The sequence below is a fragment of the Acinetobacter sp. WU_MDCI_Abxd143 genome, assembly GCF_025514195.1.
GTDB lineage: Bacteria > Pseudomonadota > Gammaproteobacteria > Pseudomonadales > Moraxellaceae > Acinetobacter > Acinetobacter pittii_H.
In genome coordinates, this window is record NZ_JAHPTH010000003.1 from 1 (window position 1) to 17516 (window position 17516).

At 35.0% G+C, this 17516-nt stretch carries 15 protein-coding genes; 8 read left to right on the forward strand and 7 right to left on the reverse strand.

The genetic code is table 11. From position 1 onward, the window contains the following. Window positions 1–780 precede the first annotated feature (780 nt). From KTI79_RS08040 to KTI79_RS08065, 6 genes are all read left to right on the forward strand, one after another. Window positions 781–1071, forward strand: coding sequence for a hypothetical protein (locus KTI79_RS08040; protein ID WP_032055810.1), 291 nt, complete (start codon window positions 781–783; stop codon window positions 1069–1071). 479 nt (window positions 1072–1550) lie between these two features. Then, window positions 1551–2084 (forward strand): fimbrial protein, encoded by a 534-nt coding sequence (locus KTI79_RS08045; RefSeq protein ID WP_000731819.1) that lies wholly within the window; start codon window positions 1551–1553, stop codon window positions 2082–2084. Between the two features lie 87 nt (window positions 2085–2171). Continuing rightward, window positions 2172–2906: a molecular chaperone gene (locus KTI79_RS08050; RefSeq protein WP_017725750.1), complete on the forward strand. Its 735-nt coding sequence runs from the start codon at window positions 2172–2174 to the stop codon at window positions 2904–2906. A 55-nt stretch (window positions 2907–2961) separates the two neighbouring features. Then, on the forward strand, window positions 2962–5523 hold the full coding sequence (locus KTI79_RS08055) for a fimbria/pilus outer membrane usher protein (RefSeq protein WP_086375796.1): 2562 nt from the start codon (window positions 2962–2964) through the stop codon (window positions 5521–5523). Further along, complete coding sequence (locus KTI79_RS08060) at window positions 5520–6551, forward strand: fimbrial protein (RefSeq protein ID WP_017725695.1); 1032 nt, start codon at window positions 5520–5522, stop codon at window positions 6549–6551. The genes KTI79_RS08055 and KTI79_RS08060 overlap by 4 nt, the downstream gene beginning before the upstream one ends. 162 nt (window positions 6552–6713) lie before the next feature. After that, a complete protein-coding gene (locus KTI79_RS08065; RefSeq protein ID WP_050679145.1) occupies window positions 6714–7634 on the forward strand; it encodes a DUF4882 family protein in 921 nt (306 codons plus the stop codon). A 56-nt stretch (window positions 7635–7690) separates the two neighbouring features. Here the strand turns inward: KTI79_RS08065 and KTI79_RS08070 are convergent, their stop codons facing one another. Together KTI79_RS08070 and KTI79_RS08075 are read right to left on the reverse strand one after the other, a co-directional pair. After that, window positions 7691–8800 (reverse strand): S-(hydroxymethyl)glutathione dehydrogenase/class III alcohol dehydrogenase, encoded by a 1110-nt coding sequence (locus KTI79_RS08070; RefSeq protein ID WP_004792384.1) that lies wholly within the window; start codon window positions 8798–8800, stop codon window positions 7691–7693. Between the two features lie 228 nt (window positions 8801–9028). Continuing rightward, the gene (locus KTI79_RS08075; protein WP_032056360.1) at window positions 9029–10900 is read right to left on the reverse strand and encodes a hypothetical protein; all 1872 of its coding nucleotides are present in this window, start codon (window positions 10898–10900) and stop codon (window positions 9029–9031) included. 183 nt (window positions 10901–11083) lie between these two features. On the opposite strand from KTI79_RS08075, the gene KTI79_RS08080 reads away from it, so the two are divergent. Continuing rightward, on the forward strand, window positions 11084–12241 hold the full coding sequence (locus KTI79_RS08080; RefSeq protein WP_086375795.1) for a catalase family protein: 1158 nt from the start codon (window positions 11084–11086) through the stop codon (window positions 12239–12241). A gap of 5 nt (window positions 12242–12246) precedes the next feature. Here the strand turns inward: KTI79_RS08080 and KTI79_RS08085 are convergent, their stop codons facing one another. The 3 genes from KTI79_RS08085 to KTI79_RS08095 form a co-directional block, all read right to left on the reverse strand. Next, window positions 12247–12555 carry a hypothetical protein gene (locus tag KTI79_RS08085; protein ID WP_032056364.1) on the reverse strand — a complete coding sequence of 103 codons (309 nt, stop codon included), beginning with the start codon at window positions 12553–12555 and terminating at the stop codon, window positions 12247–12249. Between the two features lie 827 nt (window positions 12556–13382). After that, the gene (locus tag KTI79_RS08090) at window positions 13383–13844 is read right to left on the reverse strand and encodes a hypothetical protein (protein WP_032056366.1); all 462 of its coding nucleotides are present in this window, start codon (window positions 13842–13844) and stop codon (window positions 13383–13385) included. A 193-nt stretch (window positions 13845–14037) separates the two neighbouring features. Continuing rightward, entirely contained in the window at window positions 14038–14472 is a 435-nt protein-coding gene (locus tag KTI79_RS08095) for a GFA family protein (RefSeq protein WP_079284443.1), read from the reverse strand. A 202-nt stretch (window positions 14473–14674) separates the two neighbouring features. Here KTI79_RS08095 and KTI79_RS08100 point away from each other — a divergent pair, with 202 nt between their 5' ends. Then, the gene (locus KTI79_RS08100) at window positions 14675–16264 is read left to right on the forward strand and encodes a phospholipase D family protein (RefSeq protein ID WP_079284444.1); all 1590 of its coding nucleotides are present in this window, start codon (window positions 14675–14677) and stop codon (window positions 16262–16264) included. Between the two features lie 17 nt (window positions 16265–16281). Here KTI79_RS08100 and KTI79_RS08105 read toward each other — a convergent pair whose 3' ends face one another. After that, complete coding sequence (locus tag KTI79_RS08105) at window positions 16282–16869, reverse strand: uracil-DNA glycosylase family protein (RefSeq protein ID WP_032056371.1); 588 nt, start codon at window positions 16867–16869, stop codon at window positions 16282–16284. A gap of 241 nt (window positions 16870–17110) precedes the next feature. Beyond that, window positions 17111–17347, reverse strand: coding sequence for a hypothetical protein (locus KTI79_RS08110; protein WP_032056373.1), 237 nt, complete (start codon window positions 17345–17347; stop codon window positions 17111–17113). Window positions 17348–17516: the final 169 nt, after the last annotated feature.

A 17516-nucleotide genomic window follows, 5' to 3' on the forward strand; every position in this document is an offset into this window, starting at 1 on the left:
TCTGTAGCTCTGTAGCTCTGTAGCTCTGTAGCTCTGTAGCTCTGTAGCTCTGTAGCTCTGTAGCTCTGTAGCTCTGTTTCTGGAGATCATTTTTTCTTAAAGTAAAATTTCTTACACCAAATAGTAATTATAACAACTTAAATAAAAAATGATTTCTCTTGGTTTTGAGTATTCTATTGCTGTTCTCCAGCTTAGGCTTCGGAAGTATAATTTGATTTGAAAACATTTGGGTTGATGGAATTTTTAAAAAATAGTTGAAACTTGCTTAAATGATAAAATTTTATTTTAATATTTCTATGTACTCTACTACTTGATTTAAAAACAAAAGATATTTTATATCGTGAATTTTATATCCTATTAGATTGATAATAGTAATATATTTTATATTTATTTGGATAACGGTGATGTAAGTCGCATTTTAAGTGAATTTAGCAAATTATTTATATTTTCTTATGTTGCAACATAGTGAATTAAAAACAAGTTATAGTTTAATTAATTATTAAATAATATTATATTTTGAATATTTTTATTTCAAAATTTTTCTTAAATTTATATAAATATCAATATCTTGAATGGTGTTTTGGCTTTTTAAAAGATATTAATACTTTGTTTAAAAATATAGTTTTAAAAAATTTTAACTATTACATTATTTAAAATAATTAATGTGATTTATATCACGTGAAAATTAATAATTTCTATTAACTTTAAATTATTAATTGTTTTTAAATTAAAAATATTGTATCAAATAGATATAAACTATTTTATAAATAGGTATATAAAATGAAAAATAATATTTTTAAACTTCTTATTTTGATGGTGCTTTCCACTTCCCCATTATTTTGTTATGCAAATAACACAATAATGATAAGAGGAAATATTGTTGAGGATACATGTTCAAGAGAACATAGCGAGATAGAATGTGTTGAGGTAAATAATTTAAATATTAAACTTGATAGTGAATATTTAAATAAAGATAGTCTTTTTAAATTAGCTCAACATACTGAGAAAATGGACACAAGCATTGAGAGCATAAGTTCTAACCACAAAGTCGTGCTTATTAATTACCATTAATATCTAAACTTATTTCTGCAGTAAGTTTGATGAAAGAGTGATTTGTCCAATTGATCGCATTTTTTGATCAATTAATTGATGAGTCACTCTTCTTTCATAAAAAATGACTATTTGTATATTTTTTCTGTATACATATGCATAATTTATTCTATATAATTGTATTCTAAGAATTTAAGCTTATTTTTCACATAATTTGTTTAATTCTTTTTTATTTACATCGTGTTCTTATGTAACTTGCTTCTCTTCATAGCTTTTCTTTTTCATAAAATAAAAAAACTTTCATAAACAATGATGTAGACCATTAATGGTTGGCCTGAACTTCAAATAAAAACGTGATTTAATTAAAATTATGAAAAAATAATGTGATCTAGTTTGCATTTTGTTTAAGAAGTGTTAAGATCGCCGCATTACTTTTCAAGATGTCAAACACTGGAAAAGTAAGGAATTAAAACTTTTATCCAGACTTTTGAGAAAACACTATGAAAAAACTTGCTTTGATCGCTGCTCTTTCGGTTGTAGGGATTGCGAATGCTCAAGCTGCTGATGGTACAATTACAATTAATGGTTTAGTTACAGACAAAACTTGTGACATCGTTACCCCTGCTGGTAAAGACTTCACAGTTACTCTTCCAACTGTTTCTAAACAAACTTTAGCTGTTGCTGGGGATGTTGCTGGTCGTACTCCTTTCCAAATCAACTTAGCTAACTGTTCACAAGGTAAAGTAGCTACTTACTTCGAACCAGGTGCAACTGTTGACTTCAATACTGGTCGTTTACTTAACCAAGACGCTACTGGTGCTAAAAACGTTAACGTTCAACTTTTAGGTAGCAACAACAACTTCATCCCAGTACTTGCTGCGGGTGCAAACGGTGCTCAAGCTAACTCTCAGTGGGTTGACGTAGCTGAAGGCGCAAGTGCTGACCTTAACTACTATGCTGAATACTATGCAACTGGCGCTTCTACTGCTGGTAAAGTAACAACTTCTGTTCAATACACAATTATCTATCAATAATTAATTGATAGCAGGGTTTCTGTGTCCGCATGGAAACCCTGTTTTGTGTAACGCTTTCCTGAATCTTTCTTGGTTGAGAACTCGAAAATGAAATTGAACAGTTATAATTTTTTGTTAGGTTTGGCATTTGCTTCAGCAGTTGTCGCACCTGCTACTCAAGCAGAAATTGTAATTCATGGCACTCGTGTAATTTACCCGTCAGATGCTAGAGAAGTTACGCTACAGGTTAGCAATAACGGTTCAAAGCCAGCACTTGTCCAAGCTTGGATTGACGAAGGTGACCCAAAAAGTACACCAGACCAATCAAAAGTTCCTTTTATGATTGCTCCTCCAATTTCTCGTGTTGAAGCAACAAAAAGTCAGACTCTTCGTATTACAGCTTTACCAAATGCTTCTCAGTTAAATCAGAAGCAAGAAACGGTTTTATGGTTGAATATTTTAGATATTCCTCCAAGACCTACTTCAAAAAGTGAAGATACGACACCTGATAACTTCTTACAACTTGCAATTCGTTCACGGATTAAATTCTTCTATCGTCCTTCATCGATTAAAGAAGACGCGAATTTAGCATCAGATAAGCTTCAATGGGTTAAATCTGGTCAAAGTTTAACGGTAAAAAACCCTACTCCTTTTCATATCACTATGACTTCTGTTTACCAAAAGGCAGGTGATAAAAAAGTTGATTTATTACCTCAAGGGCTAATGATTAAGCCTTTTTCTGAAGCGTCAGTTCAACTTAAGAATGGCAATCTTCAAGATATGAGTTTTATTAATGTCAATGACTACGGTGGGCGCGTTGAGCACCCGATAAAACTCCAGTAATCAGATTTATCTTTTTAATAAATTTAAGCACCTATATGTGTAGGCGGACTTAGCTATGCCAAAAAAAAGGCAAGAATCTTATAAATTATTAAAACGCCATATTTGTTACTACTTGGCTTCTGGTGTTGTCACAATGACAATGCCTGTATTCGTGCATGCAGAAGAAACAACTACGAGTGCTCCAGTAGAGGCTGAATTTGATTCTGCTTTTTTAATTGGAGATGCTCAAAAAGTTGACATTTCTCGCTTTAAATATGGCAACCCTGTTTTACCGGGCGAATATAACGTTGATCTATATGTAAATGGTCAATGGTTTGGTAAACGTCGTATGGTCTTTAAAGCATTAGACCCTAATAAAAATGCAGAAACGTGTTTTACAGGAATGAACCTGCTTGAGTACGGCGTTAAACAAGACGTTTTGTCTAAGCACACTACCCTTCAAAAAGAAAATAATAGTTGTTATAAAATTGAAGAGTGGGTTGAAAATGCATTTTATGAATTTGATACATCTCGTTTACGTGTAGATATTTCTATTCCGCAAGTCGCTTTGCAAAAAAATGCGCAAGGCTATGTCGACCCAAGTGTATGGGATCGTGGTATTAATGCTGGTTTTCTATCTTATAGTGGTAGTGCCTATAAAACATTTAATCAGTCTAGTGACCGAAGCGAAACAACAAACGCATTTATGGGCGTTACAGCTGGTTTAAATATTGCTGGTTGGCAATTACGTCATAATGGTCAATGGCAATGGCAAGATACCCCTGCTGAAAATCAATCAAAATCGGATTATCAAGAAACAAGTACATACTTACAAAGAGCTTTCCCTAAATACCGTGGTGTTTTAACGCTTGGTGATAGTTTTACCAACGGCGAAGTATTTGACTCTATTGGTTATCGTGGTATCGATTTCTCAAGTGATGACCGAATGCTACCAAATAGTATGTTAGGTTACGCCCCGCGTATTCGTGGTAACGCAAAAACCAATGCAAAAGTTGAAGTTCGTCAACAAGGCCAACTTATCTATCAAACAACTGTTGCACCAGGTAATTTTGAGATTAATGACCTTTACCCTACTGGTTTTGGTGGTGAAATTGAAGTTTCTATTATTGAAGCAAATGGCCAAGTACAAAAATTTTCGGTTCCCTATGCTTCAGTTGTACAGATGCTCCGTCCAGGCGTAAACCGTTATTCTTTAACCGTAGGTCAGTTCCGAGATCAGGATATCGATATTACTCCTTGGGTTATTCAAGGCAAATATCAACAAGGGATTAACAACTACCTAACAGGTTACACAGGTATCCAAGCAACGGAAAACTATGCTGCTGTCTTATTAGGTGCTGCTTTTGCTACACCAATTGGTGCTGTTGCGTTAGATGTTACACACTCTGAAGCCGACTTTGAAAAACAGTCATCACAATCTGGGCAAAGTTTCCGTTTAAGCTATAGTAAGTTAATTTCTCCGACTAACACAAACTTAACTCTTGCTGCATATCGTTACTCAACAGAAAACTTCTATAAATTACGTGATGCTCTGCTTATTCGCGATTTAGAAGAAAAAGGCGTAAACACTTATGCGGCTGCGGGTCATCAGCGTAGTGAATTCCAAATTACTTTAAACCAAGGTCTTCCTGAAGGTTGGGGTAACTTCTATGTAGTGGGTTCATGGGTTGATTATTGGAATCGTAGTGAAAGTACTAAGCAGTACCAAATTGGTTATAGCAATAACTACCATGGTTTAACTTATGGTTTGTCTGCAATTAACCGTAAGGTTGAGTACGGTTCAAATGATGCATCGCATGATACTGAATATTTAATGACGCTTTCATTCCCAATTAACTTTAAGAAAAATTCAGTTAACGTTAACGTGACAGCTTCTGAAGATAGCCGTACTGTTGGCGCAAGTGGAATGGTTGGTGATCGCTTTAGTTACGGCGCTTCTGTGTCACATCAAGACTATGCGAACCCTACATTTAACGCAAATGGTCGTTATCGTACTAATTATGCAACTGTGGGTGGTTCTTATAGTGTGGCTGATTCTTATCAACAAGCTATGGTTAGCTTAAGTGGTAGTGTGGTTGCTCATTCTGACGGTATTTTATTTGGACCTGAGCAAGGCCAAACAATGGTACTTGTGCATGCTCCTGAAGCAGCTGGAGCAAAAGTTAATAATACCGTTGGTTTAAGTGTAAATAAGGCTGGTTATGCGGTTATCCCGTATGTAACACCTTATCGCCTAAACGATATTACGCTTGACCCACAAGAGATGTCGAGCCAAGTAGAGCTTGAAGAAACAAGTCAACGTATTGCACCTTTTGCTGGCGCAATTGCTAAAGTAGATTTTGCGACTAAGACAGGTTATGCGGTTTACATTAATAGTAAAACTGCTGATGGCAACAGTTTACCGTTTGCAGCTCAAGTCTTTAATCAAAAAGATGAAGCTGTAGGTATTGTTGCACAAGGTAGTATGATCTACTTACGTACCCCACTTGCTCAAGATCGTCTCTATGTGAAATGGGGCGACGAAAGCAATGAGCGTTGTTCGGTTGAGTACAACATCAGTAATCAGTTGCAAAATAAGCAACAAAGCATGGTAATGACTGAGGCTGTCTGCAAATGAAAAGAATATTATTAACGGGTTTTTTATTTACGGCTGGCCTCGGGGTGTATGGCGAAGCTAATGCTTACTGTACTTTAGGGAATAAGAATTATAGAGCCTCATTTAGCTCGGTTGATATTTCCATGGCTGTAGGTCGCGTTGTGGTCCGACCAAGTGACCCAGTTGGAAAAATTTTAAGAAAAGCAACTTTTCCAATTACTGACAATGGTTCAACAGCAATATGTACGTCATATAGTGATACTATTACTGCTGCACTTACTCAAGGCTATGCATTAAGCCCACTAGGGAATAATATCTATTCAACAAATATTCCTGGAATTGGTATTCGTTTATACCGTGAAGCGGAAAATGCAACTAACTTTTCTGGCTATTATCCGTATACCCGTAGTTTAACACCAGGTGTGCAATATAATCTTGCTTCGGGATATTTTGTTGTCGAAATTGTGAAAACTGCTGCACAGACTGGTTCGGGTGCATTAGTACCTGGTTTATATAGTCGATACTATGTAAGTGGTTATATGAACCGCCCTTTTTTAACCAGTACAGTTAATGGTGATGCAATTACGATCGCCTCTTCTTCATGTGAAATTCAAGGTAACATCAATAAAGTTGTACAGCTCCCTACTGTTACAAAGGCTGGTTTTAAAGGCGTTGGCTCAACTCAAGGCGAACAAACCTTCGATATGAACATCTTATGTAATGGGGGTATCAACCCAACGGGTTACGAAGAGAAAAATCTCATTAGCTTAACTTACGACTTTACCCAAGACGGAACAAACAATCAGGTTTTAGCGAATACTGCTCCAACATCTGAGAAAGCAAACGGCGTAGGAGTGCAGTTACTCTGGAACTATCAAAATAAAAATCAGGTCATCAAAAAAGGTGACAAATTAGCATTAGGTACATTGTCTTCTAATCAGACACTTCAATATAACGTACCGATGACTGCCCGCTACTATCAAACTGCAACAAATGTGACTGCTGGTAAAGTGCGTGCAATGGCTACTGTAACTATTGAATATGATTAATCATATTCAATAGTTTTTAAACTTAATAATTTCAAATATTTAGATATTAATAATAAATTTTACTTTAACACTACTTTCTAAAAATTTAACACTTAACTTGATAGGAATATTTATGAAAAAATAGGTATAGTTGCTGTTAGTGCAGTGACATTATGTTGGGCTATGTATGAGGTATCTTCTGACAATACGAATACAGTACCGCGTAACGAATCTAGCCAAAAAGTAGCATCTAAAAGCATTTCATCCACTACAAAGAATGAAAAGTTAGCGTCTCAAACTCTCTTGGCTCAAACTACCTCCCTTAATTCCTCTGCCCCAGTCTGTAAATATAATTTTGACGTGACTCAAGAAGATTATGATCTTTGGAATAATGAACACCCTGAATATTTTCCTAGGGATGTATTTCCATTCATAAATGGGCAAAAATTTGGTTTTAAAGTGGAGCCTAGGTCAGAAAGTGAATATGGCGATTTGAATTATGTAGCTCTAAGTAAAGTTGGTCTTAATTTGGCTAATGACATTGGAGATTTCACATTACCTCATACAGGTATTATTGCATTTGAAATGGAGCTTAAGCTTCCAACATCAGCCCTTGGGAATTCATCACTTGGTAATTCTACTTATTACTCCTCTGGCATTGGATTTAGTGGTGTAACAAATAATGGTTATACAATTAGATCAAATTATCATTTTGATATTGGTGCTCATGATTTTGAATTTGGTGAAAATCCTCCCCGTTTATATCATAGCGTATCATCTGAGATGGGAGATTATGAGTTTTTTGATAATTACTTTAAAAACAAGCAAATGACAGATAATACAAATGAATATCAACGCCTAGGTGTTTACATTAATCAGGATACGAACCAAGTGGGGTTTATTTCCAATGACGTTGATGAAGGATATCAATTTAAATTACCGGGCGCGCTACAGAAAATAGCTTTCTCAATGAATGGGAATATAAATATTCTTTCTACGGATTTATTTGGGCAAGAATTGTCAAATGAACTGATTACTAACCGTAATGCGCTACAGTTTAACTACCCTCAAGGCACAACAGACATGTGTGGTAATGCTATTTAAGATATAAAACTGTTAATCGTAAAAAAGGGCTGAATCACAGCCCTTTTTGATTTCATTTAGAAATGAATGACAGTACGAATTGATTTACCTTCGTGCATTAAATCAAAAGCGGTATTAATGTCTTGTAAAGGCATGGTATGCGTTACAAAAGGCTCAAGTTGAATTTCACCTTTCATAGCATCTTCGACCATTTTAGGAAGTTGTGAACGGCCTTTTACACCACCAAAAGCAGTACCTAACCATTTACGGCCTGTCACTAGCTGGAATGGACGAGTCGAAATTTCTTGACCTGCACCAGCAACACCGATAATGACAGATTGTCCCCAACCACGATGTGCGCACTCTAGAGCCGAGCGCATAACATTGACGTTACCGATACATTCAAATGAATGATCTACGCCCCATCCTGTCATTTCTACAATCACTTGCTGAATAGGTTGGTCATAATCTTTTGGATTTAAGAAATCTGTAGCACCAAACTGCTTAGCAAGTTCAAATTTATCTGGGTTGGTATCTACGACAATAATGCGTCCTGCTTTCGCTTGACGTGCACCTTGTACAACAGCTAAACCAATACCGCCTAGACCAAATACAGCAACTGAATCACCTTCTTGTACTTTTGCTGTGTTATGTACAGCGCCAATACCAGTAGTCACCCCACATCCCAGTAAACAAACTTGTTCGTGATTCGCTTCAGGATTGATTTTAGCCAAAGAGACTTCTGCAACTACCGTATATTCACTAAAGGTTGAACAACCCATGTAGTGGTAAATTGGTTCGCCGTTATATGAAAAACGTGTGGTGCCATCTGGCATTACACCCTTACCTTGAGTAGCACGTACCGCAACACACAGGTTAGTTTTTCCAGATTTACAGAATAAGCATTCTTTACATTCAGCTGTATAAAGTGGAATCACGTGATCACCGGGTTGAACGCTTGTTACGCCCTCACCCACTTCAACAACAACACCTGCACCTTCATGACCTAAGATGGCAGGAAAAACACCTTCTGGGTCATCGCCAGATAATGTAAAAGCATCGGTATGACAAACGCCCGTATGGGTAATTTTTATTAAAACTTCACCCGCTTGAGGTGGTGCAACATCAACTTCAACAATTTCTAAAGGTTTTCCTGGGGCAAAGGCGACAGCTGCACGAGATTTCATCTTTGGGTTTCCTTTAAATCATTCGGTATTTATAGTCGAGCAAAATAGATTATGTAACAGTAATACAAGAGCTTAATTTTGCTTAAATTAAAATTGGCTTTCATGACAATCCATCACAGCATAGCTAGTCAGATACATCTAAGCAAGCCTACATTTAAAAAAGAAGAAAACCTCTTACTTGAAGAGGTTTCTTATCAAATCATTAGCTTATAAGCAGCGTGTTTTTACTTAGAGGTAAATATCTGGTGGATATGGTGTGTTATCACTAATTGGAGAATAAAGCGTATTTTCAACAAAGAAGCCATTTGGGGCTTGAGTGGTATCAATCGTAATTGAATCGAACATGACTTGCGGATAGGCCCAGATAAATTGCTTCATTAAACCGAGAGGAACATTGTTTTTCATATCACCAAAAATTCTTTGCCAGATAGGTGTGCGATAAGGTTTGTTTTTGTCGAACCCATAGATATAAGCAATAGATTCATCAGGAACAAATCCAGATAAATAAATGACTTTATTGGCAGGATAGCCTAGCCCTTGTATAGGTATTTGGGAAACTGCCTGATGTGACAAGTCTAAGCGAGCTTCTAGCAACCAGTCATAAGCTTCTGTCATCATGTAATCAAAATTAGGATATGAATAGTGTTGGCTTGGATAGTTAATATAAGTTGCTAGTGTCTGAATTGGAGATTGAATAGAAGGAAAGAAAATAAGTGGGCTAACTTTGGCACTGGAATATTTTGCTTTGATCACGGTACGAATGTTTTGACAGGTTTGTCCTAATTTATTTCTAAGCCATGTTTTAAACTCATCATATGGCGTTCCTGTTTTATTCATTGCTTCGTAAATAGTGCCAAGATCCGGCGCATATAAACCCGTATCTGCATTAAATGCCAGTTTAGTTGGATAGTCATATACACAAGGTAGATTTGTACCCGTGTTATACCACCACCAAGGTTCACCAATCTGCATGTTTACATCACATCCCCCTGCAACCATTGCATCTGCAAACTCAATAAAGACTTTATGTAGATAGGCCAAAGCATTTTGATGGCTTAAACTAAAGAAATAGCTAGGTGGCTCATAACCTGTCCGACCTAAGTTATTATTCCAGTCACGCTGTGCCCAATATTCATTGCCCCCCAAGGAATACATTTCAAAGCTAACCCCAAAGATGGGCTGCATACTGGCGTTATGTAAAGCCTGAGCATATTTCTCATGCCACTTACGCGTACATGAGTTAACGACCGCCTCACCTGTTACCAATGTATCTGGTATTTGCCATTTATTAATATCGCTTTTCCATGTCATTTCAGGATAATGCGACATTCCACAATAGTGATTAACCAAACCTTGATATCCCAAAGCCACCATATTGTTGACTAGGCGCTGGGGGTTTAAATCATAGTGGTCATCATAACTTGTACAGATGCCATAATTGTGCTGAGGGACAACCACACGGCTCAAATTTAACTTTGCATTTGTTCCAGTCACGACTGAGTTGGTCAGACGGATGTAGCCATCTTTTGGTTGACTTAAAGGCGTGGCGGATTGGCTATTATAGTCACTGGTAAATCCAGAGAATGAAATTCGCTGAATGTTGGTTACCGGAAAGCTATCTGTAGCCGAAAAACCTGCTCTTACTGTATCCCAGTTAATACGGATGTGCGCCGTTCGCGATGAAGGATTATTTGCGTAATTAAATAGGACAATATATGCAATTTTATCTACACCATTATCTTTATAGTACACCGTTAAAGTCGGCGTTAAACTCGGATTGTTTAGCACTGGCATAGAGGCAGATAATTCAATATCGAAATCCCAAACTACCCCTGCATAGCTATATTTGGTTTCATACGCTAAAAACTTATGGTCTTTAGTATCGGAAGAATCCCAACTAATTCCTACCAAGTCATTTGCCATACGTGATCTAAAAGATGCCTCAAATCCATTCCCATAATTCGTAATAGCAAAAGACATGGTTTGTGGTCCGTCTATTCTCCAGTAAATAGGACTAAACCGATCAATAAGGGTATTTTGAGTGATTGGATGAGGTGATGAATTAGAATTATTTTGCACATTTTGTCGATTAGTTATCATGTCTACATTCTCTTAATGCATTAAGAGGTTTTATCTTAAATAATAATTTTTATTGCATTGTTCAGATAAGTAACAATGGAGTTTAATTTATTTACAGTGATTATTTTTTAGAAAGTTCAAAATGATCTTAAACAAGAAAACTTAATATTACCTAAAATATTTTTTGTACTGAGGAGATAATAAATGGCAAATTTTATACATCCTATAAACTTTAAGGTTTTGTATGTATTTACTCCTCTTGTATTTGTATTAACAGGTTGCAGTGAAACTTTACACTCTCAGACATCCTTATCAGTGAAACCTTCTTCAGAAAATATTGCTTATCCAGAGATCGATCCAGTTTTAGGAGAAAAGTTACAACCTAATGAGGAGCTCATCGCCCACAATATAGCCCAAGTGATTGAAAAGTCGATCCGTGAACAATATAGTGCTGGAAATGCTTTACGTGATGCACATCCTAAAGCGCATGGCTGTGTGCGAGCTGAATTTCATGTCTCAAAAAATATACCCACTCAATTGACTAAAGGGATATTTATTCCAGATCAAACTTATCAAGCATGGATTCGCTTTTCAAATGCTTCAAATGACGCCTCTAATGCGGACATTAATAAAGATGCACGTGGTATAGTAATAAAAATTCTAGGTGTGACTGGACAAAAAATTTTAGAAAGTGAAAAGCAAGCAACCACTCAAGATTTTATTATGATTAATCATCCGGTCTTTTTTGCCAATGATGCTAAACGATATCTTTCTTTCATGAATGATGTGAATAGCCATAATATGATCAGAAAACTCCATATTCCGATTGCCCTAGGTTTTAAAGGAACCATGAATGCACTCGGAGCACGTAATTCGCAAATCGCAAACCCATTATATGCACGGTACTGGTCTATGGTTCCCTATCAGTTAGGGCTGGATAATGATCGAAAAGCAGTTAAATATTCAGTTCGTGCCTGTTCAATGCAACCAAACAATCTACCTAAAAATCCTAGTCATAATTATTTAAGGGAAGCTTTAAAGAACACTTTACAAAGTACAGATGCTTGTATGGAATTTCTTATTCAGCCACGGACCTCAAGCAAAATGTTAGTAGAAGATTCAATGACAGAGTGGGATGAGAAAGCAGCTCCTTTCTATCAAGTGGCGACTATCCATATTCCAAAGCAGAATTTTGATACAGCTGAACAAAATAAGTTTTGTGAAAATCTATCTTTTACGCCGTGGCACGCTTTACCGGAACATAGACCATTAGGTGCAGTAAATAGAATGCGTAAAGTCATTTATGAAAATATCAGTAGAGTTCGGCATGATATGAATTCAGCACCTAGGCAAGAACCTTAAATACTTTATCCACTAATGCCCTTGCTTGTATCTATAGTGATACGATCAATGAAATCTGCCAACCATAAAATAAACTCATCTTCACTTTTATGTCTTGGAATCAAGCTCACGTCTAATCTAATGGGTAATTCATTTTTAACACTAATTACAGTGCCTTCAAAATTCACAAAGTTATATAAAAATTTTAATTCTGTACCTGCAATAGCTTTTTTGATTTCTAGAATAAGATTGTTTAAGTTCTTCAAATGATTGTTTGAATATTTATTTTTAATATTTTTATTAATTTTTTCTGCTAATAGTAAATATTTTGGCATTTCTACCTCCTTATTAATTATTTATAAGTATAAGTTTAAAGTTATAAAAATAAGTTTTTAATTTTTATTAAATTGTTTCTAGTTTTTTAATTTTAATTCACAAGTTGTGCCTAGTATAACTATTTATTGTTTTAAAATGTGATTTGGTTTGTTTTTTTATTCTGATTAAATTAGTAGGTATTTAATATTGACTAAAATGCTCGGATTTTAAATTTATATTAAATAGGCTCAATATATTTAATTTATTAAGCCTATTTAATTTTTAATATTTACTTAAGGCTAAAAATTACTCTTTTTGAACCTTAAGTAAGTTTCTGGAAAATTTTCATTTTATGAATTTTTCCACATTTCCTGCATTCTTTAATTTCATTATGAGTCATATCAAAGTCATATTCCCATACATGAATACAGAAAATTTGTCTAAAATTTTGGAGCATAGACACCTCCTTATAAAAAACCGACTCAGTGGCAAGTTCTTTATCAATGTACTTAGCTTATTTTGATGAGTTTTCCTCTTTAGCTTTATCCTCCTTGTGTTTACAGCAGTATCCGAAAACAGCACCAGCACCAAAGAAAAACATAGCTTTAAACATACTTATCTCCAAAAGATAGTTAAGTAAATTTAAAACTAACATTGAAGGATGTATCTGTTTTTAGGCCAATGAGCCTGTTTCTGTGCGTTATGCAAACTTTTGTGAAAAGATATAACAATATATTTTTTAGGAATAAGAAACTCTACATTAAAAAACCGCCCCAGTAGGCGGTTGCTGAATTTACAGCGACATATAGAAGTGTAGTGGACGATCACTTCTATATTTCTTATGTACTTATTTTTCTTCTTTTATAATTTTAGTAAAAGCATCTGATTTGAAGTAATTGATAATCATCTCTCCATCATCTCGAGTCGAAGTGGAAGTCGATACTTTGGATAGATCGTCATAATTAAATTTAAAATCTGGAGGTATAAATTTTGAGATTGGTGGAAGCTTCGTCTCTCCTCCTATCGTAATTCTTTCAATGAAACCTGCGAGCCAAAGTATATATTCATCCTTATTTTTATATTTCGGCATAAGGCTCATGTCTAACTTTATGGCACATTCCTCTAAAGGCTTAGTTAGGCATTCTTCAAAATCTATAAAATTGTATTTAAGTTTAAACTTGGTGCCTTTAATTTCATTACGAATTGCACCCACGAGTTGATTTAAGTTTTCTGCCGAGCTTTCTGAAAATAAATTTTTGTCCTCAATTTTTTTATACACGTTCTCAGCGATGATTAAATATTGTGGCATCTCTATTTTCTCCCTTTTATTGTTAAGCTACTCACTCAGCCTTTTAAGGAAGTATGATAGATATCATGTTTTCTAATGTAATTGTTGTGCTGCCAATTGTAATTAATGTGTTTTTGTGAAACTTGCAAGCATAACCATCCGAAAAAATTAAATTTAATGCAAAATAAGTCTCATTTTTTAATAAGAATTTACTTTAATCAAAAAGTATTTTTAGTTCATTTAAAGTGGGAAGTTGGTTATAGGACTCATCAGCCGCTATTGTGTTTGCCCAATTGGTTTTTGAAACCATACAAAAATTAAGTTTCTTTAGCACAGTAATATCTTGATCTAATAGCCCTAGTGGAATCCACATAAAGTCGGTACTGCCCACTAAGTTAGGTACTGGTGATCCGCATTTGCTACAAAATGAAGAAGTGAAGCCGGTTTCTTTTTTATAGGTGCGGACAAGTTCTAAACCTGATAACCATTCAAATCTATTCTTATTCACTAACGTTGCTGCGTTTGATCCCGTTCCGGTTTGTTTACGGCAGAGACTACAGTGGCAATGATAAACCGTGTTTATTTCATTGCGAATAGAAAATTTGATCTCATTACATAGACAAGAACCTACATGGCTCATCTCGAGTATCCTTTGAAAAATAATGTTGAATATAGCATTAGGCTTAAAAAGGGATAAATTTATCTTTATATTTTTAAATAGATATGTTTTCTTAGAATTACCTATAAATATAAGAAATTGCTAGAGTTGAGACTTGGCAGAATATATTTATAGCGTTTAATATGAATTTTGACATAAAAATTGAATATAAAAATGCTGTGATGTGCTTATCTTGGATGCGACTTTAAAAGCTTACATGATTAATCAACTGTATCAGCAGTATAGTAATATGGCATTAAATGCTTGGGGCTTTACAAATACACCTTCGTATAACGGTACATACGACCCTGATGAGAATGATACAGTGACGAATAGCTTTAATTGGTTAAATGATGAGCATGCAGCAGAAAAAACTAAACAAGGATTAACTGCTTTTGTCGCACTAGATGATGCCTTTATCAGTATCGCTTCTCGTATGTACCTCATTAGAAATGCAAAAGAAAAGATCGATTTACAATACTATATCTGGACCAATGATTTTGTTGGAAACTTAATGCTGCATGAGTTGCTAACGGCGGCAGATCGTGGCGTAAAAATCCGTTTACTCATCGATGATCAAAACGGAATAAAGCTTGATGGCGTTCTCAGGAGTCTTCTGCACCACCCTAATTTTGAAATTCGATTATTTAATCCATATAAATTTAGATATTTAAGAATCTTGGACTATATTTTTCGATTCAAAAAAGTAAACCATCGCATGCATAATAAATTAATTATTGCAGATGGCATGATTGCTGTAACAGGCGGTAGAAATATCAGCAGTGAATATTTTGATGCAAGTAGTAAGTTTCAGTTTACAGATTTAGATATTTTATTTTATGGACATACAGTACAGCATGCTCAAGTCGTATTTAATGATTTTTGGCAAAGTGATTTAAGTCAAAATGCTACCGAGCTCATAGGAACATGTGCTGTCCACCACTTACAATCACTCAGGCAGCATTATCATGATCTACTTCATGAAAGTGAAAATCATATTCAAACTGAAGATAAACTTTCTGATGCACAAACTTATTTAAAAGAGCTCTTACAAAATTATCCAATTCAATGGTCAAAAGCATATTTCGTTGCAGATTCACCTAAAAAAATCTTAGGGTCAGCCTCTAAAGAAGAGATGCTTTATGGGCAAGTTATGGCCATTATGGGTGAACCTGAGCAGCATATCGAATTAGCCTCGGCTTATTTTGTGCCGACTCAGCAAGGAACTTATTATTTAAAACAGTTAAAAGTACAGGGGGTTAAAGTCAGGGTTTTAACTAACTCTTTTGCTGCAAACGATGTAGCAATTGTGCATGCTTTTTATAGTCAATATCGAGTCGAGATGCTCAAAAGTGGTGTAGAGCTATTTGAGTTTAAGCCATTTTTAGAACGTAGACGCCGAACATGGTATGAAGTAGTTACAGGAAGTGTAATCCCTGCAAAAGGTAAAAATAAATCGAGCTTACATGCCAAATTTTTTGACGTAGACGGTAAAGTATTCATTGGTTCATTTAACTTTGATCCACGTTCAACCTATTTAAATACTGAGGTTGGCCTTGTTATTGAGTCGAGTCAATTACAAGCTCAAGTTTCAGTCATGCTTGATCAGCATTTACCACAAGTTGCCTACCAGCTTAAGTTAAATAATGAAGGAAAGATCATTTGGTTAGATTATCAGGCGGATGGAAAAGTTATTGAATACAACAAAGACCCAGATACGAGCCTTTTTCAACGTTCCATGGTTAAAGCAGTTTCATATTTGCCAATTGAATGGATGATGTAAAAGCGTTTTAGCTTTACTTATAAAATCCCAATTTCTTTAAAAAATTTTCGATAAGCATCTGCTTTTTTTTCTAGGGCCAATGGATAGGCTCTAGAAGACGATGGTAGACGGTATAAATTGATGTTACGTCCCGCAAAGTAAGTCGAAGTAGACATTCCAATAAGCGGTTTTTCGGTGTGTTCTGGTAAAACTGAAATTAAGGTGTCAGTTGCTTTATCGCCAGTGGTCATAATAGTCTGACATAGAGGAATCTGCTGAAGCAAAACAGCAAGATCTGTCGGCGTTACGATTTCAAGAAATTTATCAGCAGCATTCCCCTTCAACCTTTTAATTTGGTAAGCCGTATCAAAGATTGCAATACCGGTTTCAATCAAGAAATTTCGAATACGTTCTTCATTAAAATTTTTTTGGCTTTCACTTAAAAAGTAAGTTTTATCTTGGAAAAAGATCAAACCAAAAATACGCCACATGTCATTTTGGAAATTTGGATAATAAAAATCCATCTTCCATTTATTACGTGGTGGTGGAAAACTGCCTAACATGAGTAAACGAGCATTTTCAGGTAAAAAAGGTTCAAGTGGATGTGTTTCTATCTCAATTATCATAAAAAATCAGTAGTTACTTAAAAATCTTATTAACAAATTAACCTATTTTTTAGTTAATCACGAGTCATGAAATGCAATTTCTCTTCATTAAAGCGTTAAAGGATGTCACAAAAGTGAGCATTGGGGAAGAATGCTTATTTTAAAAATATTTTTTGTTCTTAAGTAAGTCTATTAAGGCGAGATATATTTATACTTCGCCTCAATCACTTAGAAATATTAAAAAGATACTCACACAAAACTATTAAGAATTAAGGACTTTAAAAACTTTACCCGTTCTTGGATGAGCAAAAGTATTATCCTGATCTAAATTAATGACTTTATCCGAAATCACAATTTTAGAAAGTGGTAACCAATTCTGCTCTTGTTCAGCTTGGACAAAATTTTTTTCATAAATATTTTCATAAATTTGTTCAACAACGATTTCCATACCACACATACTTTTGGCACTTACTTCTTTTAAAATATGGCGCTTTGACATTCTAGTCTCCATTTTTTTATTATCCGCATCGATAATAATAAGGACTTCACTGATACAATATGTAAATTTTAATAATGAAAGTGTTTTTTTTGTTTTAATCATATTTTTGTAATAATTAAATGAATAGTTGAGTAATTATTTAATTTAAAGTTTATTTTTAAGTTAAACT